At 73.7% G+C, this 22723-nt stretch carries 20 protein-coding genes; 6 read left to right on the top strand and 14 right to left on the bottom strand.

Translation table 11 applies throughout. From position 1 onward, the window contains the following. Window positions 1–26: 26 nt before the first annotated feature. Window positions 27–1235, top strand: a complete 1209-nt coding sequence (locus ACH34S_RS39530; protein WP_395958055.1) for a hypothetical protein — start codon at window positions 27–29, stop codon at window positions 1233–1235. Window positions 1236–1272: 37 nt separating this feature from the next. Here the strand turns inward: ACH34S_RS39530 and ACH34S_RS39525 are convergent, their stop codons facing one another. From ACH34S_RS39525 to ACH34S_RS39490, 8 genes are all read right to left on the bottom strand, one after another. Then, the gene (locus ACH34S_RS39525; RefSeq protein ID WP_395958054.1) at window positions 1273–3291 is read right to left on the bottom strand and encodes a SpoIIE family protein phosphatase; all 2019 of its coding nucleotides are present in this window, start codon (window positions 3289–3291) and stop codon (window positions 1273–1275) included. Window positions 3292–3408: 117 nt separating this feature from the next. Beyond that, on the bottom strand, window positions 3409–4182 hold the full coding sequence (locus tag ACH34S_RS39520; RefSeq protein WP_395958053.1) for an SDR family oxidoreductase: 774 nt from the start codon (window positions 4180–4182) through the stop codon (window positions 3409–3411). Window positions 4183–4220: 38 nt separating this feature from the next. Further along, window positions 4221–5081, bottom strand: coding sequence for a spermidine synthase (locus tag ACH34S_RS39515; protein ID WP_395958052.1), 861 nt, complete (start codon window positions 5079–5081; stop codon window positions 4221–4223). Window positions 5082–5123: 42 nt separating this feature from the next. Beyond that, window positions 5124–6158 (bottom strand): ABC transporter ATP-binding protein, encoded by a 1035-nt coding sequence (locus tag ACH34S_RS39510; protein ID WP_395958051.1) that lies wholly within the window; start codon window positions 6156–6158, stop codon window positions 5124–5126. After that, the gene (locus ACH34S_RS39505; RefSeq protein ID WP_395958050.1) at window positions 6142–7179 is read right to left on the bottom strand and encodes an ABC transporter ATP-binding protein; all 1038 of its coding nucleotides are present in this window, start codon (window positions 7177–7179) and stop codon (window positions 6142–6144) included. The genes ACH34S_RS39510 and ACH34S_RS39505 overlap by 17 nt, the downstream gene beginning before the upstream one ends. A gap of 5 nt (window positions 7180–7184) precedes the next feature. Further along, window positions 7185–8075: an ABC transporter permease gene (locus ACH34S_RS39500; protein WP_395958049.1), complete on the bottom strand. Its 891-nt coding sequence runs from the start codon at window positions 8073–8075 to the stop codon at window positions 7185–7187. Beyond that, a complete protein-coding gene (locus tag ACH34S_RS39495; RefSeq protein ID WP_395958048.1) occupies window positions 8068–8994 on the bottom strand; it encodes an ABC transporter permease in 927 nt (308 codons plus the stop codon). Before ACH34S_RS39495 ends, ACH34S_RS39500 begins: the two co-directional genes overlap by 8 nt. Before the next feature lie 6 nt (window positions 8995–9000). Further along, entirely contained in the window at window positions 9001–10605 is a 1605-nt protein-coding gene (locus ACH34S_RS39490) for an ABC transporter substrate-binding protein (protein ID WP_395958047.1), read from the bottom strand. A 195-nt stretch (window positions 10606–10800) separates the two neighbouring features. Between ACH34S_RS39490 and ACH34S_RS39485 the strand changes: the two genes are divergently transcribed. Next, the gene (locus tag ACH34S_RS39485) at window positions 10801–12165 is read left to right on the top strand and encodes a M20/M25/M40 family metallo-hydrolase (protein ID WP_395958046.1); all 1365 of its coding nucleotides are present in this window, start codon (window positions 10801–10803) and stop codon (window positions 12163–12165) included. A gap of 13 nt (window positions 12166–12178) precedes the next feature. Here ACH34S_RS39485 and ACH34S_RS39480 read toward each other — a convergent pair whose 3' ends face one another. The 3 genes from ACH34S_RS39480 to ACH34S_RS39470 all read right to left on the bottom strand — a co-directional run bounded on the left by ACH34S_RS39480 (window position 12179) and on the right by ACH34S_RS39470 (window position 14754). After that, the gene (locus tag ACH34S_RS39480) at window positions 12179–12955 is read right to left on the bottom strand and encodes an ABC transporter permease (RefSeq protein ID WP_395958045.1); all 777 of its coding nucleotides are present in this window, start codon (window positions 12953–12955) and stop codon (window positions 12179–12181) included. Continuing rightward, window positions 12952–13953, bottom strand: coding sequence for an ATP-binding cassette domain-containing protein (locus ACH34S_RS39475; RefSeq protein ID WP_395958044.1), 1002 nt, complete (start codon window positions 13951–13953; stop codon window positions 12952–12954). The genes ACH34S_RS39480 and ACH34S_RS39475 overlap by 4 nt, the downstream gene beginning before the upstream one ends. Window positions 13954–14109: 156 nt before the next feature. Beyond that, window positions 14110–14754 carry a PadR family transcriptional regulator gene (locus tag ACH34S_RS39470; RefSeq protein ID WP_395958043.1) on the bottom strand — a complete coding sequence of 215 codons (645 nt, stop codon included), beginning with the start codon at window positions 14752–14754 and terminating at the stop codon, window positions 14110–14112. Between the two features lie 71 nt (window positions 14755–14825). Here ACH34S_RS39470 and ACH34S_RS39465 point away from each other — a divergent pair, with 71 nt between their 5' ends. Then, window positions 14826–15734 carry a hypothetical protein gene (locus tag ACH34S_RS39465; RefSeq protein WP_395958041.1) on the top strand — a complete coding sequence of 303 codons (909 nt, stop codon included), beginning with the start codon at window positions 14826–14828 and terminating at the stop codon, window positions 15732–15734. 183 nt (window positions 15735–15917) lie between these two features. Here the strand turns inward: ACH34S_RS39465 and ACH34S_RS39460 are convergent, their stop codons facing one another. After that, on the bottom strand, window positions 15918–17507 hold the full coding sequence (locus ACH34S_RS39460; protein ID WP_395958040.1) for a substrate-binding domain-containing protein: 1590 nt from the start codon (window positions 17505–17507) through the stop codon (window positions 15918–15920). Between the two features lie 272 nt (window positions 17508–17779). Here ACH34S_RS39460 and ACH34S_RS39455 point away from each other — a divergent pair, with 272 nt between their 5' ends. Further along, window positions 17780–18418, top strand: a complete 639-nt coding sequence (locus ACH34S_RS39455; protein ID WP_395958039.1) for a pyridoxamine 5'-phosphate oxidase family protein — start codon at window positions 17780–17782, stop codon at window positions 18416–18418. 91 nt (window positions 18419–18509) lie between these two features. Here ACH34S_RS39455 and ACH34S_RS39450 read toward each other — a convergent pair whose 3' ends face one another. Next, the gene (locus ACH34S_RS39450; RefSeq protein ID WP_395958038.1) at window positions 18510–18698 is read right to left on the bottom strand and encodes a DUF5302 domain-containing protein; all 189 of its coding nucleotides are present in this window, start codon (window positions 18696–18698) and stop codon (window positions 18510–18512) included. 142 nt (window positions 18699–18840) lie between these two features. Here ACH34S_RS39450 and ACH34S_RS39445 point away from each other — a divergent pair, with 142 nt between their 5' ends. Together ACH34S_RS39445 and ACH34S_RS39440 are read left to right on the top strand one after the other, a co-directional pair. Continuing rightward, entirely contained in the window at window positions 18841–20235 is a 1395-nt protein-coding gene (locus ACH34S_RS39445) for a cytochrome P450 (RefSeq protein ID WP_395958037.1), read from the top strand. 71 nt (window positions 20236–20306) lie between these two features. Further along, window positions 20307–20714, top strand: a complete 408-nt coding sequence (locus tag ACH34S_RS39440) for a DUF2795 domain-containing protein (protein WP_395958036.1) — start codon at window positions 20307–20309, stop codon at window positions 20712–20714. A 10-nt stretch (window positions 20715–20724) separates the two neighbouring features. On the opposite strand, the gene ACH34S_RS39435 is transcribed toward ACH34S_RS39440, so the two are convergent. Further along, window positions 20725–22722 carry an aconitate hydratase gene (locus ACH34S_RS39435; RefSeq protein ID WP_395958035.1) on the bottom strand — a complete coding sequence of 666 codons (1998 nt, stop codon included), beginning with the start codon at window positions 22720–22722 and terminating at the stop codon, window positions 20725–20727. Between the last annotated feature and the right edge of the window lies 1 nt (window position 22723).

Genomic DNA, 22723 nt, shown 5'->3' with positions numbered 1-22723 from the left:
CGCCGGCACCGCCGCGACGCGGGCTGATGCCGGGACCCGCCGCGCTCGCCTACGATGCGGCGAGGACCACAGACGGGATCGAGGGCGGGATGCGACGGGGCGGCCGGGCGCTTGCCGTGGGCATCGCGGCGGGCATCGTGTGCACGCTCGCCGCCGACATCGTGCTGGTCGTGTCCGGCCGGCCGGGCGAGGAACCGGCCCGCGCCGACGACCTGGTGTCGGTGGAGCGCGGCGCCGCGCCGCAGGCCCCGGCGGTCGCGCCGCTGACCCGCCGGTACACGCCGCACCTGCTGGCCGCCGGGACGGCGTCGCTGCCGCCCGAGGCCGTCGAGCGCGCGAAGGGCCTCAGGGGCGTCGCCGGGATCACGGTCGTGGACGCGGCCCGCGCCAACGTCGGGGGCCGCCGGCTGGGGCTGCTCGGCGTGGATCCGTCGCGGTTCCGGGCGTTCGCGCCGGGGCCGACGGCCGAGTCCGACCAGCTGTGGGAGACGATCGCGTCCGGCGGCCTGGCCGTCTCGTTCGAGGAGGGCCGCGGCGGCGGGTTCCAGCTCGGCTCGGTCGTCGAGGCGGGCCGCAGCGGCAGCCCGGGCCGGGTGCGGGTCGGCGCGTACGCGTCGATGGGCCTCGGCGACATCGACGCGGTCGTGTCCCGCGACCAGGCGCGGGCGCTCGGCATGCCGGACGGCAACGCCCTGATCATCAGCGCGCCGAAGGCCGACACCGCCAAGCTCGCGGCGCGGCTGAAGAAGATCCTGCCGCGCGGCACGAGGGTCGCGACGCTGCCCGCCGGGCGGGCGCGCCCGAACGCGAAGGTGAAGGACGGCCCGCGGCTCACCGGCCGCCCGGACGGCGTGACCGGCTCCGCGTCCCCGATCACCGGCAACATGATGACGCCCACGATGCGGACGGCGCTGCTGGAGATCGCCGGGATGTTCGGCCCGTTCCCGACGATCGGCTGCCACCGCTCGACCGGCGACCCGCAGGACCACGCCGCCGGGCGGGCCTGCGACTTCATGGAGAGCACCGGCGGCCGGATGCCGAGCGCGGGCGCCCGGCGGCACGGCGACCAGGTCGCCGCGTACGCCGTCGCGCACGCGCGGCGGCTCGGGATCTCCTACGTGATCTGGCGGCAGCGGATCTGGAACGTGCGCGGCGGCGGGTGGCGCCCGATGGAGGACCGCGGCAGCATCACGCAGAACCACTACGACCACGTGCACATCTCGGTGCTGCGCTAGCCGTCCCCGGCGCCGCCGAGGCCGCCGCGGCCGCCGGTCAGGGGCGCGGCAGTTCCTGCTCGCACCAGACGACCTTGCCCTCGGCGGTGCGGCGCACGCCCCAGCGCTGCGCGAGCCGCCCGACGACGTGCAGGCCCCGGCCCGACTCGCTCATGTCGCCGTCGTCGTCGCGGTGCCGGACCCGGGGCCGCCCGTCGGAGGAGTCGAAGACCTCGCAGACCAGGCCGCCCTCCCGCACGAGCCGCAGCCCGATCCGCCCGCTCGCGTGCCGGATCGCGTTCGTGACCAGCTCGGACGCCAGCAGCATCGTGGTGTGGGCGAGCTCGTCCAGGTCCCAGCGGGCGAGCCGGTCGCGGATGAGGCCGCGGGCCCGGCGGACGGCGGCGGGCTCGGCGGGCAGCTCCCAGGTGGCGTGCCGGTCGGCCGGGATGCGCGCCAGCCGCGCGATGAGCATGGCGATGTCGTCGCGGTGCTGGTCGTCGTAGATGCCGTCGAGGGCCGCCTGGCACAGGTCTTCGAGCGGGCGCGCGGCGGCGCCGCCGGAGAACGTGCCGCGCAGGCGGGCGAGGCCGTCGTCGATGTCGCGGGCGCGGTTCTCCACGAGGCCGTCGGTGTAGAGGAACAGGAGCGTGCCGTCCTCGACGGCGAACTCGCGGCTGACGATCGGGCCGTCGCCGCCGACGCCGAGCGGCGGCGCGGGCGGCACCGGCAGGTATTCGGGTTCGGCGCCGGGCGGGACGAGCAGCGGCGGCAGGTGCCCGGCGCTGGCGATCTCGCAGCGCCCGCTGACCGCGTCGTAGACGACGTAGGCGCAGGTGGCGAAGTGCGGTTCGCGTTCGCCGAGCGTCCGCATCAGCGAGTCGAGGCGTTCCAGGGCCTCGGCGGGCGGCAGTTCGAGCCCGGCGAGGGTGTGGATGGCGGTGCGGAGCCGGCCCATCGTGACGGCGGCCTTCACACCGTGCCCGGCCACGTCCCCGACGACCAGCGCGACCCGCGCGCCGGGCAGCGCGATCGACTCGTACCAGTCGCCGCCGACCTCGATGAGGCGGCTGCCGGGCAGGTACCGGTGGTGGACCTCGACCGGCGACGGCGCCGAAAGCCCGGTCGGCAGCAGGCTGCGCTGCAGGGTGAGCGCGGTGGCGCGTTCCCGCGAGTACTGGCGGGCGCTCTCGATGAAGATGGACGCCCGGTTGGCGAACTCCATCCCGATCTCGACGTCGTAGGCGTCGAAGGGGCGGTGCGCGACCGTCCGGGTGCAGGAGAAGAACCCGAGCAGGCCCGCCGACGACGTGATCGGCAGCAGCAGCATCGACGCGCCCTTGAGCAGCTCCCCGACCGGCGGGCGGCGCCATGCCGCGGCGATCTCGGCCGCGCCCTCGCCGCCGAGGGAGCGCAGCACGGGCTCGCCCGTCGCGAGGCACTGCGCGTAGGGGGTGCCGGGCGGGTAGACGAGGGATTCGCCGGTGGGGAACGTCGCGTCCCAGGCGGGATCGTCGTCGTCGAAGCCGATCGCCATCCGGCGCATCTGCGGGCCGTCCGGGCCGTCGGAATGCTCGTCGGCGTCCAGGTGGCTCTCCAGCAGAAGCAGGCCGCCGGAATTGCAGAAATGCGGGACGAGCACGTCCATCAGGCCGCGCGCGAGCATTTCCAGGTCGAGCGTGGAGCCGATCCGCGGGAGCGCGTCGTCGAGCAGGGCACGGCGGATGACGGCCGGATCGACGAACCGGTCGGCGAGCGGCACCGGCACCTTGATCACGGCGAGCGCGGCGATGGCCGGCGCGGCGCCGCCGGCCGGATCGCCCTCGGGAGCGCCGCCGTTCATGGGGTGGACGGTCACGACGGCGTCGAGCGTCCCGCCGCCCGGGGTGTCCATGGCGAGCATGGCGGTGCGCTCGCGGCCGGCCTTCAGCGCCTCCCGCAGCGGCTTGCGCGCCCCGGCGATCACCTCGTCGAGATGCGCGCCGAGCAGGCATTTTCCGTCGGGAGCCGCCCCATTCGGCGACAGCACGGCCGCGGCATTGCGGTCGAACTGGAGTATTCGACCCGACGAATCCATGCCGAGAATAAGAATTCGGGTGGACGACTCCATCGCTCGATTATGGGACATGGCGGGGGCGCGTGCGGCCGATACGGGACGGTAGGCGTCTCCCGGAATTCCGGTGCCCGTGGTGTGTCAGGGGCGCGGGTGGCGTTCGTCCAGGTACTCCTGCCAGGTCCGGCGCCCGACGGCGTGGCCGGGGGCCAGGTGGTGGCCCTCCCGGAATCCGCGCCCGGCGCGTCCGGGCAGGGGCAGCGGCACGCGGACGGGCCGCCGCAGGCCGCGCGCCTTCAGGTAGGCCCGCGCCATCTCCTCCGCCGTGAGCACCTCCGGGCCGCCCATGTCGTCGACCCGCTGCGCGGCGCCGGAGGCGAGGGCCAGCTCGGCGAGCCGTTCGGCGACCTCGCCGACGTCGATCGGCTGGTCGCGCAGGCCCTTCGGCAGCGCGATGACGCCCGGGACCTTGGTGAGGACGTTCAGCGCCATCTCGGGCAGCGAGTGGAACTGCGTGGTCCGCAGGATCGTGTACGGGAGCCCGGACTTCTCGATCAGCTTCTCCACGGCGTACTTGGTCATGTAGTAGCCGTAGGGGATCTTGTCGACGCCGACGATCGAGATGTAGACCAGGTGCGGGGCGCCCTGCCGCCGGGCCGCCTCGACCAGCAGCCGCGCGGCGGGCAGGTCCCGCTTGGGGTGGAGCGGGTCGCTGGCGCAGTGCACGATCGTCGCGGCACCGGTCACGGCCGCGTCGATGCCCTCGCCGGTGCCGAGATCTCCCTGGTGCCAGGTCACGCCTTCCTCCGGCGGCCTGGCGCGGCGGCTGAGCGCGTGCACCTCCGCGCCCGCCTCGACGAGCCGTCTGGTCAGCGGGCGGCCGAGCGTGCCGCTCGCCCCGGTCACGAGGATCATGGCCCGCTCCCTTCCCGGCCTGGGCCGTCCCTCACCTGTCAGGACTTCCCGAAGACCTGCGGCGGCGGGACGGGCGCGACGATCTCCTCGCCGTCGTGCAGCGGCGCGGAACCCGCGCAGAACGCGGCGAGGTCGCCGCCGTCCAGCAGCCGGGCCCGGGCGGCGCCGCCCGCCGCGCGGCGGGTCAGCTCCGCCACCGGGAGCGACCGGCGCGACCCGGCCACGATGAGGTTGCCGAAGCGGCGGCCGCGCAGCACGCCCGGGTCGCCCATCAGCAGGGTGTGCCGGAACACCGACCGGACGGTGGCGGCGACGCGGCGGGCGAACGGCAGCCGGAAGCCGTCCGCGACGTTGGCCATGTAGACGCCGCCGGGCCGCAGGACGCGCGCCGCGTCCAGGACGAACTCGCGGGTCGCGAGCTCGGGCGGCATCGACGCCTCCGCGAACGCGTCCATGACGACGAGGTCGTCGGCCTCGTCGGCGAGCGCGGCGACACCGGTGCGGCCGTCGGTGATCCGGATCCGCAGGCCGGGCACGCCCTTGACGGGCAGCTGCTCCCGGACGAGCGCGACCAGCCCCGCGTCCGGCTCCAGCACGACCTGCCGGGACCCGGGACGCGTCGCGGCGATGTAGCGCGGCAGCGTGCATCCGGCGCCGCCGATGTGGACGGCGTCGAACGCCTCCCCGTCCACGCCCAGGCAGTCGACGACGTCGGCCATGAGCCGCATGTACTCGAAGTCCAGGTAGGTGGGGTCGGACAGGTCCACATACGACTGGGGGACGCCGCCGACGAGCAGCATCCAGCCGCCGTCGCGGTCGGCGTCGCGCAGCAGTTCGGCCTCGCCGCCGTCGATCGCGTAGATGTTCGCGCGCGGACCGTGCCTGGCCTTGCGTCCCATGGCCCCACCCTACGGAAGCCCTTTCCGGAGTCCGGCGGAACGTCAGGTTTGCTCCGTCAGGGCCGCTTCGGCCGGGAAGTGGCAGGCGCTGGGATGGGCGGAGCCCTCCCTCGCTTCCAGGGCGGGCTCCTGTTCCGCGCAGATGTCGCGGGCCCTCCGGCAGCGGGTCCGGAACCGGCAGCCGGACGGCGGGTCGAGCGGCGACGGCGGCTCACCGTCGAGCTGGATCCGGTACGTCGAGCCGGGGGCGTCGGGGTCGGGGGCGGGGACGGCCGACAGCAGCGCCTGCGTGTACGGGTGGGTCGGGTGCTCGTAGATCCGGGTCTCGTCGCCGGTCTCGACGATCTTGCCGAGGTACATGACGGCGACGCGGTCGGAGACGTGCCGGACGGCGGCCAGGTCGTGCGCGATGAACACGTACGCGAGGCCCAGCTCCCGCTGCAGCTCGGCGAGCAGGTTCATCACCTGCGCCTGCACGGACACGTCCAGCGCGGACACCGGCTCGTCGCACACGACGACGTCGGGCCGCAGCGCGAGGGCGCGGGCGATCCCGACGCGCTGCCGCTGGCCGCCGGAGAACTGGTGCGGGTAGCGGCCGGCGTCCCCGGGGTCGAGGCCGACGAGCTCCAGCAGCTCCCGGACGCGCCCGCGCCGTTCCCCCTTCGGCGCGACCTCCGGATGGACGGCGAACGGCTCCCCGACGATGTCGCCGACGGTCATGCGCGGGTTGAGCGACGAGTAGGGATCCTGCATCACCATCTGGACGCGGCGGCGCAGGGCCCGCAGCTCGGCTCTCGGCATCGCGAAGATGTCGCGGCCGTCGAAGCGGACCGTCCCGGCGGTGGGGCGTTCGGCGGCGAGCAGCAGCCTGGCGAGCGTCGACTTCCCGCAGCCGGACTCGCCGACGACGCCGAGCGTCTCGCTGCGGCGCAGCTCCAGGTCGACGCCGTCCACGGCCCTGACCCGGCCCACCGTCCGCCTGATCACGGCGCCGCGGGTCACCGGGTAGTGCTTGACGAGGCCGTCCACCTGGAGGATCGGGGCCTCCGGGCCGGGCCTGTCAGTCCTGTCCGGCACCGTGGACCTCCTCGGCGAAGTGGCAGGCGGCGTCGTGGCCGGGCGCGACGTTGACGAGCGGTGGCCGCTCCGCCGCGCAGACGGGTTCGGCGCGCGGGCAGCGCGGGCGGAACGGGCAGCCCGGCGGCAGCGCGGCGGGGTCCGGTGGCGCGCCCGGGATCGGGACGAGCGGCCCGCCGCGACGGTCGAGGCGCGGCACCGACGCCAGCAGCCCGCGCGTGTACGGGTGCGCGGGCCGGGCGTACAGGTCGCGGGCGGGCGCCTGCTCGGCGACCGATCCCGCGTACATCACGACAATCCGGTCCGCGACGCCCGCGACGACGCCGAGATCGTGGGTGATCAGCACCATGCCCATGGCCATCTCGTCCTGGAGCCCGGCGAGCAGCCGCATGATCTGCGCCTGGACGGTCACGTCGAGCGCGGTGGTCGGCTCGTCGGCGATCAGCACGTCGGGCGCCAGCGCCAGCGCCATCGCGATCATGATGCGCTGGCGCATGCCGCCCGAGAACTGGTGCGGGTAGTCGCCGAGCCGACGCGCGGCGGACGGGATCCGCACCCGCTCCATCAGCTCGACGGCCCTGTCCCGCGCCGCGCGGCGGCCGAGGCCGCGGTGCACCCGGAACATCTCGCGGAGCTGGTCGCCGACGGTGAACACCGGGTTCAGCGCGGTCAGCGCGTCCTGGAAGATCATCGAGATGCGGTCGGCGCGGTATGCGCGGCGGCGCCGCTCCGGCAGGCCGAGCAGCTCCTCTCCGCGCAGCTTCACCGACCCGCGCTCGATCCGCGCGGGCGGCACGTCGAGGATGCCCATCACGGCCTGCGCCGCGACGCTCTTGCCCGACCCCGACTCGCCGAGGATCGCGACGGTCTCCCCCTCCGCGAGCGTGTACGACAGCCCGTTCACGGCGTGGACGTCCTGGCCGCGCACGCGGAAGGTGACGTGGAGGTCGTCGACCTGGAGGAGCGGCGCGTCGTCCGGGCGCGGCGCGGGAACAAGGTCGTCCTTCAACTCGGCGGTCATGGGCGTCACCGCAGCTTCGGGTCGAGGGCGTCGCGGACGGCGTCGCCGAGCAACAGGAAGCTCAGCACCGTCGCCGACAGGAACGCCGCCGGGAAGATCAGCAGGTGCGGCTGGTCGAGGAAGGAGTCCTTCGCCTGGCCGAGCTGCAGCCCCCACGACACCTGCGGGTACTGCAGGCCCACGCCGAGGAAGTCCAGCGTCGCCTCCCCGACGATCACGTTCCCGACGTTGAGGGTGGCGACGACGATCACCGGGGCGATCGCGTTCGGCAGGACGTGCCGCGCCATGATCCGCCGGCCGGGCGCGCCGAGCAGCCGGGCCGCCTGCACGTAGTCGGCGTCGCGGACGGCGATGACCTGCCCGCGCATGATGCGGATCATCGTCGTCCAGCCGAGCAGGACCAGCACCAGCGTCATCGCCCACACGCCGTGCCCGGGGAACGCGACGAGGATGACCGTGGCGCCGAGCACGAACGGCAGCCCGAAGAACACGTCGGTGAGCCGCGCGATGAACGCGTCCGCGAGGCCGCCGTAGTAGCCGGCGAGCATCCCGAGCAGCACCGCGATCAGCAGCGCGAACAGCGTGACGGCGACGCCGATCAGCAGCGTCGGGCGGGCGCCGTGCACGACGTGCGCGTAGTAGTCGCAGCCCGCGAGGTCGGTGCCGAACCAGTGGTCGCCGGACGGGCCGAGCCTGGACAGGTTCGGGTCGCAGCCCTCGTTGGCGGCCGTCCCGGTGAACAGCCACGGCAGCGCGGCCATCGTCGCGACCACGGCGAGGACGGCCGCCGGGCCCCAGAAGATCCAGCGCCGCCGCAGGTCGTGCCACGCGTCGTCCCACAGCGAGGCCCGGCCGATCTCGCCGCCCGCCGCTGCCACCGCCGTGCCCTCACTCATACCGGATCCTCGGGTCGAGGATCCCGTAGAGCAGGTCCACGACCAGGTTGGCCAGCAGGAAGATCAGCACCAGCACGGTGACCGCGCCGACCACGACGGGCCCCTCCTTCAGCTGGATCGACTGGAACACCTGCTGGCCGATGCCGGGCAGGTTGAAGATGCCCTCGGTCACGATCGCGCCGCCCATCAGGTTCCCGAGGTCGACGCCGAGGTAGGTCACCACGGGGATCAGCGAGTTGCGCAGCGCGTGCCGCCCGACGACCCGCGCCCGCGACAGTCCCTTGGCGCGGGCGGTGCGGACGTAGTCGGCGCGCAGGTTCTCGGCCAGGCTCGTCCGGGTCAGCCGCGCCACGTAGGACAGGCCGAGCGACCCGAGGACGATGCCGGGCAGCAGGTAGCTCAGCGGCCAGCCGTCGTCGGTCCCGGCGGTCGGGAAGATCTGCCAGTGCAGGCCGAACAGGATCTGCGCGATGTAGCCGAGGACGAACACCGGGACCGCGATCACCAGCGTCGTCCCGCCGAGGACGAGCGTGTCGGCGAGCCTCCCGCGCCGCAGGCCCGCCCACACGCCGAGCGCGATCCCGATGAGCAGCTCGAAGATCCAGGCGGTGAGCGCGAGCCGCGCGGTGACCGCCCAGCGCCCGCTCAGCATCTCCGACACGGACTGCCCGGTGTAGTTCTCACCAAGGTCGCCCTGGAGGAGGCCCCACATGTACTTCGCGTACTGCACGAGGAGCGGGTCGTTCAGGTTGTACTTGTCCCGGAGCGTCTGCAGGACGTTCTCCGGGACGGGCTTGTCCCCCGCGAGCGCCTGGATCGGGTCCCCGGGCAGCGCGAACACCATCGCGTAGATCAGCAGAGTGGTGCCGACGAAGACCGGGACCGCCTGCAGGAGCCGCCGGACGGTGTAGTGCCACATCGCGGGCTACTTCACCGTCACGTCGGTCGCGATCAGGCCCGTCGAGTACGGGGTGATCGTGACGTCGGCGACGTTCTCCGAGCGGCCGCCCTGGCCCGCCCACGTCCACAGCGGGATCAGCGGCATCTCCCGGATGGCGATGTCCTCCGCCTGGTTGTAGAAGGCGATGGCCTGCCGCTGGTCGGCCGTCCGGTTGGCCTTGGCGATCAGGGCGTCGAAGGCCTGGTTCGTCCAGCCCATCCGGTTGACGGCCGAGGTCCACATGTTCTCCAGGTAGTTCTGGGCGCTCGGGTAGTCGGCCTCCCAGTTCTGCCGGTACGGGCCCTTCTCCCCGCGCTCGCGCAGCATGGAGAAGTAGTCGGACGCGGGCACCTGCCGGAACCGGACGTCCTTGATGCCGAGATCGTCGCGCAGGGAGTTCGCGACGATCCGCATCCACTGGGCGTAGGTCGGCTGGGCGTTGGAGAAGTACAGCTCAAGCGTCCCGCTGAACCCGCCGGCCTTGGCGAACAGCTGCCGGGCTTTGGCCGGGTTGTAGGTGCACAGCTCGCCGCACGCGTTCGGCCGGTGGCCCTCGATGATGGCGGGGAGCAGCGAGTCGGCGGGAACGTAGTCGCCGTTGTAGACGGCCCTGTTGATGCCCTGCCGGTCGATGGCCATCGAGATCGCCCGGCGCAGGTCGGCGCTGGCGAACCGCTTGTCCCACAGCGGGAACCCGAGGTAGTCGATCGTGCCCATCCTGCGGGTCAGGAACCGGTCGCCGAGCAGCCGCCGCGCCTCGGGGACCTTGGCGGACGGGATCGTCTGCAGCACGTCGATCCGCCCCGCCCGCAGGTCGGTGTAGGCGGTGTCGGCGCTGGCGTAGCTCTTCCAGGTCACGCCCTTGTTCTTCGGCTTGCGCGGCCCGGTGTAGCCGGAGAACGCGACGAGCTTGATCTGCTTGTTGCGCTCCCGGTTCCCGTCCATCCGGTACGGGCCGTTGCCGATCGGGTGGTCGTCGAACGCCTTGAGGTCCTTCAAACCGGCCTTCGGCATGGGCGCGTACGCCGGGTAGGTGAGCAGCATCGGAAACTGGCTGAACGGCTCGCTCAGCGTGACCTTCAACGTGTACTGGCCGGGTACCTCGACCCCCGACAGGGTCTTGGCCTCCGGTTCGGCGTTCTCGTCCTCGGGGTTCAGTTCCTCGTGCCCCTCGATGTACGAGAAGTACTCGTTGGCGGCCATGGCGCTCGGCCCGTAGGCGGCGTTGTTCCACGCGTCCGCGAAGCTCTGCGCAGTCACCGGCTCGCCGTTGTGGAACCGCTGCCCGGGCCGCACCTTGATCGTCCAGACCCGCTGGTCGTGGGAGGTGACCGACTCGGCGGCCAGCGGGACGGCCCGGCCGCCCGCGTCGAGGGTCATCAGATTGTCGAACAGTTCACTGATCACGTCGAAGGAGTAGCTGCTGGTGGTGTCGGCGGGCACCAGATGGTCGGGCTCGGTGTGGCCCACCGTGAACGTGCCGTCGCGCGCCCCGGCGCCGCCGCCGCAGCCCGGCAGGCCGAGCGACGCGGCGAGCACGACCGCGGCGAGTCCCGCGATCTTCGGCCGGACACCCTTCTGCCTGGTCATGCTCCTCCTCGACCCGTCGCGCGACCGCCGCACCCGGCCGCCCCCACCGCACCTAGATTGGTACCGGCGCCGTACGCACGGTGACCGTCCGGACACGCCGCTGGCCGAGTCGCAACCGGATCGAGACGTTCTTGATCATCCATTGACGCAGGTCAGCGGCTGAGGAGAATGAAGCCTTCGCTGAGAAAGGAAGCCATGGACGTAGGGGTGCGTGACGACCGGCCCGGCGCGGCGGCGGCCCGGGCGGCCGCCGCCGAGCGGGCGGCGGCCGAGGCGGCGGCGATCTGCGCCGATCTCATCCGCTTCGACACCACGAACCGGGGCGAGGGGGTGGCGCACCCGGAACGGCCCGCCGCCGAACACGTCGCCGAGCTGCTGGACGACGCCGGCGCCGCCCCGGTGATCGTCGAGTCGGAGCCGGGCCGCGCGAGCGTGCTGGCCCGCGTCCCCGGCGCGGACCCGTCCGCCCCGGCGTTCCTGATCCACGGGCATCTGGACGTGGTGCCCGCCGACCCGTCCGAGTGGACGGTGCCGCCGTTCTCGGGCGAGGTCCGCGACGGCTGCGTGTGGGGGCGCGGCGCGGTCGACATGAAGGGCACCCTCGCGATGACGCTGGCGACCGTCCGGCGGCGGCTGCGGGAGGGCAGGCGCACCCGCGGCGACCTGGTGCTGGCGTTCCTGGCCGACGAGGAGTGCACCGGCGACCTCGGCTCCCGGTACGTGGCGCGCGAGCACCGCGGATACTTCGAGGGCTGCACGGAGGCGATCAGCGAGTCCGGCGGCTTCAGCGTCACCGCGCCGGGCTCCGCCGGGACGCGGATCTACCCCATCGCGACGGGCGAGCGCGGCACCGCGTGGATGCGGCTGACGGCCCGCGGCGCCGCGGGCCACGGCTCCAAGCCCGCCCCCGACAACGCGGTGGCCGAGATCGCGCACGCCGTCTCCCGGATCGCGTCGCACGAGTGGCCCGTCCGGCTGACCCCGGGCGTCCGGGCCCTGCTGGACGGCCTGGCGGACGCGCTCGGCACGACCATCGACCATGACCGCCTCGACGCGGAGGCCGCGCGGCTCGGCGGCGCCGGCCGCCTGTTCGCCGGGACGATCCGCAACTCGGCCAACCCGACCCGGCTCGACGCGGGCTACAAGGTCAACGTCGTGCCGGGCACGGCGTCCGCGGAGGTGGACGGACGGTACCTGCCGGGCACGGGCGAGGAGTTCCTGGCCACCATCGACCGGCTCCTCGGCCCGAAGGTGACCCGCGAGTTCATCAACTTCGAGCAGGCCCCCGCCGCGGACCCGGCGGGCGCCACCTTCGCGGCGCTCGCCGGTGCGCTCCGCGCCGAGGACCCGCTCGCCCGTCCCGTCCCGTACGTGATGTCGGGCGGCACCGACGCCAAGTCGTTCGACGGCATCGGCGTCAAGAGCTTCGGCTTCGCTCCTCTCCTCCTCGAACCGGACCTCGACTACTTCGGGATGTTCCACGGCGTCGACGAGCGCGTCCCGCTGGACGCCCTGGCCTTCGGCACCCGCGTCCTGGACCGCTTCCTCGACACCCGCTGACCCGCCCGGCCGATCACCGGGATCTCTGGTAGCTCCGGAACGAGAACACGGCCAGCGCCACGGTCGCGGTGGTCAGGGCGAGGAGCGCGGCGCCGTGGACGGCGGCCGTCCCCCAGCCGGGATCCTCGGCGAGGGCGGCGCGGCCCGCGGCCAGCGCCCAGCTCACCGGGTTCCCTGCGGCCACATGCCGGATCCAGGACGGCATGAGGCCCTCGGCCATGAACGCCGACGACAGGAACGTCAGCGGCAGCAGCAGCATCACGTTCAGGCCGATGATCGTGTTGCGGTCGCGGACGAGGAGCGCGAGCGTGGTCGACAGCGCGGCGAGGACGACGCCGATCAGCACGGACGCGGCGACGAGCACGGCCACGCCGACCGGCCCGCCCGGGTAGTGCGCGCCGGCGGCCCAGCCCAGCAGGACGATCACGACGGACTGGAAGGCGGTGCTCAGCGCCTGCTCGATGACGCCCGCGTTCGCGATCGCGCTGCGCCGCACGGGCGTGACGAGGAAGCGGTCGAGCGTGCCGCGCTCGATCTCGTCCATGGTCGCCATCCCGGCGAACGAGTTCAGCGACACCGCGTTCATGACCACGACGCCGGGCACGATGTAGTCCAGGTAGGACGCCGTCCCGAACCCGGGCAGCTCGACGACCTTCTTGAACAGCTCCCCGAAGAGGAACAGCCAGACCATCGGCTGGACCAGCGTCATCACGAGCACGGCGGGATTGCGCAACAGCGCCGACAGCCGCCGATGCGTCATCCACCAGGTCCCGCTCACCAGCGCGGTCATCGGGCGGCCTCCTCGGCCAGGGCGGGGGCGCCGGGCTGGGTGAAGCGGCGGCCGGCGTAGCGGAGGTAGACGTCGTCGAGGGACGGGCGGGCGACGGTCGCCGCGGCGGCGGGGACGCCCGCGTGGTCGAGGGCGGCCAGCACGGCGGGGACGGCGGAGGCGCCGTCGTCGGCGCGGGCGCTCAGGCGCCGGCCGTCGAGGACGATCTCCCGGATGCCGGGCAGGCGGCCGAGCGCCTCCCGCACCGGCGGCTCGGGCGGCGGATCGGCCCAGTCCACATGGACGGCGTCGCCGCGCAGCTCGCCCTTGAGCGCGTCGGGCGTCCCGGCGGCGACGACGCGGCCCCGGTCGACGATCGCCAGCCGCCGGGCGAGCCGGTCGGCCTCGTCCAGGTAGTGGGTGGTGAGCAGGATGGCGAGCGCGTCGTCGCCGGCGAGGCGGGCGATCTCCGCCCACATCGACGTGCGGGCCTCCGGGTCGAGGCCGGTGGTGGGCTCGTCCAGGAAGAGCACCCGGGGGCGGTGGACGAGGCCGAGCGCGACGTCGAGCCGCCGCCGCATCCCGCCGGAGTAGGTCTTCACCGGCCTGGACGCCGCGTCGTCCAGGCCGAACCGGGCGAGCAGCTCGGCCGCGCGGTGCCGCGCCTGCGGCCCGGCGAGGCCGTAGAGGCGGCCTTGCAGGACGAGGTTGTCGCGGCCGTTCGCCTCGGGGTCGGCGCCCGACTTCTGCGACACGACGCCGATGACCCGCCGCACCCGGTCGGGGTGGCGCAGGACGTCGTGCCCGGCCACGGACGCGGCGCCCGCGTCCGGCCGGATCAGCGTGGTGAGGATCTTGACGGTGGTGGACTTGCCGGCCCCGTTCGGGCCGAGCAGGCCGAGGATCTCGCCCCGGCCGACGGTGATGGACAGCCCGTCCAGGGCCCGGACGTCGCCGGGATAAGTCTTCACGAGGCCCTCTGCCTCGATGGCCTGCGCCGAATCGGCGGCATGCGCCATGGGTCTCCTCCGTAACGCGTGCATGCTTCGCGGAGGGTCCCTGGATAGGCTGGTGTCGCGTGCTCGCCGCCAGGGCCCGCTCCGCGCGGGTTTCTCGGTGGTGGGTTCTCCGGCCCGGCGGCGGTGTTGCAGCACCCCCGCCGGGCCTCTCGCTCGCTACTCCCGCGCGGCTCCCCTCTCCGCCAGCTCGGCGAGCTCCGGCGGGACGGTGCCGGTCGCGTGGAACGCCCGCCACAGGTCGAGGCCCGGCAGCGAGCCGTCCTCGATCTCGGCGAGGAATCCGCGCACCCAGTGGGCCTCCGCGCTCCGGATCGCGAGGTCGTACTCGGATTCGATGAGGAAGATGCGCGGGACCTCGGTCTCCGCGGCGAGCGCGGCGCGGCCGTCGGCGATCTCGCGTTCCAGGGTGGCGAGCCGCTCGGTCAGGAGGCGTGCCGTCTCGTCGGGGCTCAGCGCGCCGAGGACGGAGAGACCGGCCTCGAATCTCGGCCGCTCCCGCTCGGGCACCGCGATCAGTTCCCGGACCCAGTCGGCGAGTTCCTCCCGGCCCGCGTCGGTGATGCGGTACACGGTCCGTTCCGGACGCGCCCCCTCGCGGACGCTGCCCTCGACGGCGAGGTAACCGTGCTTCTCCAGGTTGGCCACGACGGTGTAGAGCGAGCCCCACTTGATGTCCATGTCGTGGTCCTTGCCGCGGGCGCGCATCAGCGACGCCATCTCGTACGGATGCATCGGCCTCGCGGAGACCGTCGACAGCACGGCGAGCCCGAGCAGGTTGCTCACCTTGCGCCGCTTGGCCATCCCACGTCCTCGCCCACGAATACTCGTACGCGAGTATAGCTCTCTCGTGTCCGGGCGGGTAGAGATCTGTCGTGGACTTCTCCAGTGCGGCCGATGAGCTCTACGGCGTCCGGCCCGCCGACTTCGTGGCGACGCGCAAGCGGCTGGCCCAGGAGGCGAAGGACGCGGGCGACGGGCCGCTCGCCAAGCGGATCGGGGCGCTGCGGCGCCCGACGCTGTCGGCGTGGGCGGTGAACCTCCTGTCCCGCTCGGCCGCCGACGATCTGGACCGGCTGCTGGACGTCGGCGCCGAGATGCGCGAGGCGTGGGGCTCGGGCGGCGGGCTCGGCGATCTGGAGCAGCGCCGGGCCCGGCTGGTGGGGTCGCTGGTGCGCACGGCGGGCGAGTTCGCGTCGGACGCGGGCAACCCGCTCCGCGAGCAGGCCGGACGGGAGGTGGAGGACACGCTCCAGGCCGCCACCGTCGACCCCGGCATCGCCGCCGAGGTGCGCGAGGGGCGGCTGACACAGCCGCGCAGCCACACCGGCTTCGTCCCGGCGGGCTTCCCCATGGCTCCGGAGAAGGAATCGGAGGAGGAAGAAGAGGAGCGGGCGAAGCCCGAACCCAAGAAGCCCGAGAAGGCCGAAAAGCCCGAGAGGAAGGCGAAGCCCGCCCCGGCGAAATCGAACGTCACGCGGACGAGCGCGGCGCGGGCCCGGCGGGCGGAGACGCTGCGCAAGCGGGCCGAGGAGACCGGCCGGAAGCTGGCCGAGCGGGAGGAGCGGGCCGAGGCCGCGCGGCGGGAGGTCGAGGAGGCGTCCGCGGCGGTGGGACGGCTCCGCCACGAGCTGGAGCGGGCCGTCGCCGAGCGGGAAGCGGCGTCGCGCCGGGCCGAGCGCGCCGAGCAGAACCGCGCCCGCGCGGAGGAGGCGGCGCGGGAGGCCCGCGAGGCCGCCCGGGACGCGCGCCGGGCCGCCGACCGTGACGCCCGTCACGCCTGATCGGTGCGCCGGCGGCGATGATTTTTCGCCGCCCCGCGAGTCTGCACACCCGTACCGCCGCGTTCTTCCCCAGGGTCTCCGCCTCGGCGGGAGGCCCGGCGCGGCGGCCCGGTGATCGTGTCGTGGCCTTGACGGGGGGACGCCACGGCACGGTCACCGGCGCCCTTCCGGCGGCCCGGGGCGTCAGCAGCCCGGCGTGCAGACGCGCCTGGACATGGCCTCCAGCAGCAGCCGCTTGCTCTCCGCCGGGGTCCGCGCGACCTGGACGATCCCGTGCGTGGCCTCGGCGAGCCGCGTCAGCTCCGTCACGTTCGCGTCGTCGCCGAATCCTTGCAGGATGACCTGGACGGGCTGCGCCGCGTCGTACTCGGCGCGGAGGTCGGCGAGGGTCCGGTCGAAGCTCGGCCCGCCCGGATGGTCGTTGCGGCCGTCGGTGAACACCAGGACGGTGTTGACCATCTCCGGCTTGTAGGTGAGCTTCACCTCCCGGAACGCCGCGAGCAGCGACTCGAACAGCGCGGTGTCGCCGCTCTCCTTCACCTTCAGGCGGCCGAGGTCGTCCAGGATCCGCTGCCGCTGCGTGCCGGATCCGACGCGGGCGCCGAGTGTCTCGATCGGCACGCGTTCCGCCCAGTCCTGGGAGCCGCGGAGGTCGGTGGAGAACTCCCAGATGCCGATCTCGCTGTCGTCGGCGAGCAGGTGCAGCCCGATCCGGCCGACCTGCGCGGTGGCCTGGAGCCGGTCGAGCCCCGGCGAGACCTCCTCCCCCATGGAGCCGGAGATGTCGAACAGGACGAGCAGCCGGGTCGGCAGCGACAGCCGGGCGTAGGCCTGCGCGATGCGCTGCACGTCGTCGGCCTTGGGCGTCCAGGACGGCTCGGCGGGCCCGACGCCGAACCCGTGCCCGCTGAGGTCGGCGCGGGTCCGCTCGCCGCGCAGCTCGCGTTCGAGCTTCTCCGCGGCGCTCACCCGGTCGCCGTCGCGGGCGACGATCAGGAACGGGTAGTCGAGGGAGAGCGTGCCCTCCCTCGGGACCGCGCCGTAGGCGCGCACGCCGGGCCGTGTCCGGTTGTGCCGGAAGACCGACTGCTCGGACGCGACGACGACGGCCCCGTCCCGCGCGGCGCCGGAGGTGCCGAACGCCTGCTCCACGGTCGGCGCGCTGGTCTCCCTGATCGCGCGGACGAGGCCGGTGAAGACCGCCCTGCCGTCGGGGACGTCCGCGACGAGGCGGTCGGCCATCAGCAGCGCGGCCAGCCCGGCGGCGCTGCGCGAGGGGTCGGGGACCTGGGCGCGCGGGCCGCGCGCCGCAGGTTCTGGCCGTCCCTCGGCGGTGGCGGCGGCCGGTCCGAGCAGCAGGTTCCAGGTGGGCTCGGCCGGGGCCGCGGTCGCCAGCACGACCGGCGTGTTGGCGATCGAGGGCCGCACGTCGCCGGGCCTGGCGAAGGCCGTCCAGAGGGTCGAGTCGGGGATCCACACGTCCGGGCGGTCGCCGCCGCCGCGTCCCGACAGCAGCGTGCTCACCGCGGCCGGGTCGGCGGGGCGCAGGCGGGCCCGCGCGCACGTGCCGGTGTGGCCGTCGAAGCGCCGGACGGCGGCGGTCAGCGCGGGCACGAGCTCCGGCGCCGCGGCGACGTCCAGGGTGATGCGGTCCTCGGCCGCGCACCCGGCGATCTGCGCGAACGCGTATCCGCCGATCCCGGTCAGTACCAGGACGCCCGCGACCGCGGCGGCGAAGGTGACCATCGGACGGCCCCGGGTGCGTCCGCTCATCGATGCCCTCGTTCCGCCGGGTCGCCGGGCTGGCAGGGACCGCCCCCGAAAGGGCCCGCGGGAGCCGCGGCCGGCGCTGCCGCGACGCGGGCCTCTGCATTAGATGAAAGGGGCGAGAAAGCTGTCAAGATTCATCGATCCATTGCTCCATATCGCTTGAATAACCGCCGATCGGACGGCAGCCCCCATACCGCTACAACAGGGGCGACAGCGGACGGCCGGCGCGGAAAAGTTAGGCTGATCGTCCGATTTCCCCGCTGGAAGGAGCGGCGATGACGGTCGCCTCCGAGTTCACCGCGATCACGTCCCCGGAGGAGCTGCGCGAGCTGCTCGGCGCGCCGATGAAGCGGGCGGTCGAGAAGGAGCGCGTCGCGCTGCACGCGCGGGACCGCGACTGGCTCGCCGAGTCCCCGTTCTGCCTCATCGCGACCAGCGACGCCGGCGGCAACTGCGACGTCTCGCCCAAGGGCGACCCGCCGGGATTCGTGCACGTGATCGACGACACGACGATCGCGATCCCGGACCGGCCGGGCAACCGCCGCGCGGACGGTTTCCTGAACATTCTCGCCAACCCGCACGTCGGGCTGATCTTCCTCGTCCCGGGCCGCGGCGAGACGCTGCGGATCAACGGCCGGGCCGTGCTCGTCCGGGACGCCCCGTTCTTCGACGAGATGATCGTCAAGGGGCACCGCCCGGCGCTCGCCCTGGTCGTGGAGATCGACCAGATCTTCTTCCACTGCGCGAAGGCGCTGATGCGCTCGAAGCTGTGGAAGCCGGAGACCTGGGAGCCGGACGCGCTGCCGTCCTTCGCCGGCATCGTCAAGGACGTCCAGCGCACCGACGAGACCGTCGAGCAGCTTGAGCAGTACTACTCCGAGGCGAACTACACGAAGAAGCTGTACAACACCTGACCCGGCCCCGCGCGGGGCCCGGAGACGGGTCGACCCCCGCGCTTACCGTGCGCGGGGGCCAGGGTCGGGCGGCCTTCCGGTTGTCGCCCGGTCAGCCGCTCTTGCGGCGGAACTGCCGCTGGTGGTCGGCACGGTCGTGCTTGCCGCGCACCTTCGAGCCGCCCCTCCCGGCACCGCCGGCGTTCTTGCCCGCCGCTCCGCGCTTGCGTTCCAGGGCCTCCCGGAACCTGCGCTTCACGTCGTCCTCTCCGTCTGCGGGTTCTCCTGACGAGTCGGTCATGCGGACCTCCAGCTCTATAGGGGCACTCCCAGCCTCACATACCCAGCGGAACGTGGCCATCCGTACACGCCGAGGAGATCATCTCGGCTGATTCCACCATAAACCGACCAGCCGGGAACGATCTCTCCTAGGGTTCGTACCCGTGGATTCGCAGAGATCGCCGGCCGAGCCGGGCCATCCGCCGCTGGCGGCGCTCGCCGTCCAGCCGCTGCTGAACCGTGACTACGAGTCCCGTCCCGCGGTCTTCTACGAGCGGCTCCGCGCGGAGTACGGGCCGGTCGCGCCGGTGGACGTGCTCGGCGTGCCGGCGTGGCTCGTCATCGGCTACTCCCAGACGCTCGACATCCTGCGCGACACGCGCGGGATCTGGAGCAGGCGGGTCGACGCGTGGCGCGCGTACCGGGAGGGTGCGGTCCCGGCGGACTGGCCGATGCGGCCCGTCGTCGAGGCCGGCAACTCGGGGTTCCGCGACGGCGCCAACTCCACCCGGCTCCGCGGCGCCTGGAGCGAGGGCCTGCGGCCCTTCCAGGACCGCTCCATGCCGGAGGCGAAGGCCCTGGAACTGGCCGCCCGGCGGTACGCCGACGAGCTGATCACCGAGCTGGCGGAGAGCGGCGGCCGCACCGGCTGGGCCGACCTGTCGGCGCAGTACGCCCGGCCGCTGCCGCTGATGGTCATCGGGCGGCTGCTCGGCGACGGCGCGGACGGCGACGACGAGCTGATCATCGACCTGTGGCGGGTGATGGACGCGGGCCCGGACGCGCAGGAGGCCTCCGACCGGCTGACCGCCCGCGTCGCGGGCGTCTGCGAGGCGCGGACCGGGAACCCGGGCGCCGACCTCCCCTCCTACATGCTCGCCGCCGTGCCCGACCTGACCGCCGAGGAACTGACCCGCGAGATGGCGATGATGACGGGCCTGGTCGGCGACGTGACCGGGACGCTGATCTGCAACACCATCACCGAGGTCCTGATCGGCGAGACCGGCACCCGCGACAGCCTGTCCGCCGGGATGATCCAGGAGGCGATCAACCGGGCCGCGGCCGCCAACCCGCCGATGGCCAACCTGGCGTTCCGGTGGGCGAAGGCGGACGTGCGCGTCGGCCGGTTCCAGATCGCGGCCGGGGACCCGGTCCTGGTGTCGCCCGCCGCCGCCCACCTGGACCCGGCGTTCACCCGGACGTCCTCGCCCGACTCGATCTACAGCTCCCGCGCGCACCTGGCCTGGGGCGCGGGCCCGCACGCCTGCCTCGGCCGCGACCTCGCCACCACCGTCACCACGATCGCGGTGGAGCGGCTGTTCGAGCGGTTCTCGGCGCTGCGGCTCGCGCTGCCCGCCGACCAGCTGCCGTGGCGCTCGTCCCCGCTCATGCGGGGCCTGCGGTCGCTGCCGGTCACCTACGAGCTGGCCGACGGCCCGCCCGAACCGCCCGCGGACCCCGCCGCGGCGGGAGACGAGGAGCCGGAGCCGCCGTCGCGGGACGGGCCGAGCCCGCTGGCGCGGCGCGTCCTGCGGATGATGCGCCGCGCGCAGCCCTGACGGCCGCCCGGACGCTCTCGCATGTTTGGGCACGCCCGCCCGGGAACGTTCCCGCGATGGGAGGACGAAGGATGCCTGACAAGAGCGACAAGCACGGTCCGAAGCTGGACGAGGAGATCGGCCGCGAGACGCAGGGCATGGTCAGCGGCGGTCACGCCACGCATGCCGAGGAGTTCAAGGAGACCGAGCCGTTCTCCGACGACCACCCCGCCGACCCGACCACACCGTCCGGCAGCGAACGCGAGGGCTCCCCGCCCGGGATGAGCGCCCGGGACGTGGAGGGCCGCAGCGCGCTCGCCCGCATGCTCAGCGGCGTGCGGTACCCGGCGCGCCCGAACGAGCTGGTCCGGCACGCGGCCGAGGGCGGCGCGACCGACGCGGCGGTCGAGGAGCTGCGGACCCTGCCCAAGCGCGAGTACGAGAACGTCGCCGACGTGGCCGAGGAGCTCGGCTACGGCAGGGAGGAGCGCCGCTACTAGCCGCGGCGTACTAGCCGCGGCGTTCGCGCAGAAGCGGGATCTGGCCGCCGGCGGCGACGAGGTCCCGCTGGCGCGGTGACAGGCGGTGGCGGGCCCGGTAGGTCTCGTCCCTGGTCGTGTTGCGGACGTCGATCGCGGTCCCGGCCTTCAGCGCGTCACGGACGTTCTCGACCCGCAGCACGTCCCCCTGCGCGACGCGGTCGTAGTCGGCGTCGTCGGCGAACTCGAGCGGCAGGATCCCGAAGTTGACGAGGTTCTGCCAGTGGATGCGCGCGTACCCGCGGGCGAGGACGACGCGGAGCCCGAGATGCCGGGGCGCGATCGCGGCGTGCTCGCGCGATGAGCCCTGGCCGTAGTTGCGTCCGCCGACGACGGCATGCGTCCCGGCCTCCCGCGCCCGCTGCGGGTAGCCCTCGTCGAGCCGGGTGAACGCGAAGTCGGCCAGCCGGGCGATGTCGCTGCGGAACGGCAGGGCCCGCGCGCCCGCCTGGAGGATCTCGTCGGTCGACACGTCGTCGCCGACCTTGATGACGACGGGGATCTCCAGCTCGTCGGGGAGCGGGTCCAGCTCGGGCAGGGCGCCGATGCTGGGCGCCTTCTCCAGCGGGAGGCCGCGCGCCTCGTCCTCGGGCGGCGGGGCTTCGAGCATCTGCCGGTTGACACTTGACCGGCGCGGCAGCCGGACGGCGGGCGGCTCCAGGCCCAGGTCGCGCGGGTCGGTGATGCGGCCGGTCAGCGCTGAGGCGGCGGCGGTCTCCGGGGAGCAGAGCCAGACGAGGTCGTCGGTGGTGCCGGAGCGCCCGGGGAAGTTGCGCGGGAACGTCCGCAGGCTGTTGCGGCCGACGGCCGGGGCCTGCCCCATGCCGATGCAGCCGAGGCATCCGGCCTGGTGGATGCGGGCACCCGCCTGGAGCAGGTCGGCCGCCGCGCCCATCCGGGTCAGGTCGAGGAGGATCTGCCGGGACGTCGGGTTCACGTCCAGCGACACCGCCGGGTGCACCTGGCGGCCCTTGACGATCGCCGCGACGGACGCGAAGTCCCGCAGCCCCGGGTTCGCCGACGACCCGACGACCACCTGATGGACGTCCTCGCCCGCCACGTCCCGCACCCGGACGACGTCGCCCGGCGACCCGGGACGCGCGATCAGCGGCTCCAGCGCCGACAGGTCGATCTCCTCGGTGAGGTCGTAGGAGGCGTCCGGGTCGGCGACGATCTCGGTGAAGTCGTCCTCGCGGCCCTCGCCGCGCAGGAACTCCAGCACCCGCTCGTCGGACGGGAACACCGTCGTCGTCGCGCCGAGCTCGGCGCCCATGTTCGCGATGACGTGCCGGTCCATCGCGGTCAGCGACGCGAGGCCGGGCCCGTGGTACTCGATGATCCGGTTGACGCCGCCGCGCACGCCGTGCCGCCGCAGCATCTCCAGGATCACGTCCTTGGCGCTCAGCCACGGCGGCAGCTCCCCCGCCAGCCGGACGCCCCAGATCTCCGGCATCGTCACATGCAGCGGCTCCCCGGCCATCGCCATCGCGGTCTCCAGCCCGCCGACGCCGACCGCGAGCATGCCGAGCGACCCGGCCGCGCAGGTGTGGGAGTCGGACCCGGCCAGGCTCGCGCCGGGCACGCCGAACCGCTGCATGTGCGTCGGATGCGACACGCCGTTGCCCGGCCTGGAGTACCACAGCCCGTACCGGCGGCACGCGGACCGCAGGAAGATGTGGTCGGCCATGTTGCGCTCGTCGGCCTGCAGCAGGTTGTGGTCGACGTACTGGACGGACACGTCGGTCCGGACGCGGTCGAGGTCGAGCGCCTCCATCTCCAGCATGACCATCGTGCCGGTCGCGTCCTGGGTGAGGGTCTGGTCGACGCGGATCCCGATCTCGGCGCCGGGCGTCATCTCCCCGCTGACCAGATGCGAGGCGATCAGCTTCCGCGCGACACCGCGGCCTCCATGACCGCCGCGACCGCCGCGACCTCCGCGGCCCTCACCCGGCGCTGCCCCGGCGCTCATC

Source organism: Actinomadura sp. 3N508 (genome assembly GCF_044326375.1).
Taxonomy (GTDB): domain Bacteria; phylum Actinomycetota; class Actinomycetes; order Streptosporangiales; family Streptosporangiaceae; genus Spirillospora.
Note: the sequence above shows the minus strand (reverse complement) of the source record. Positions and strands in the feature narration are given on the sequence as shown.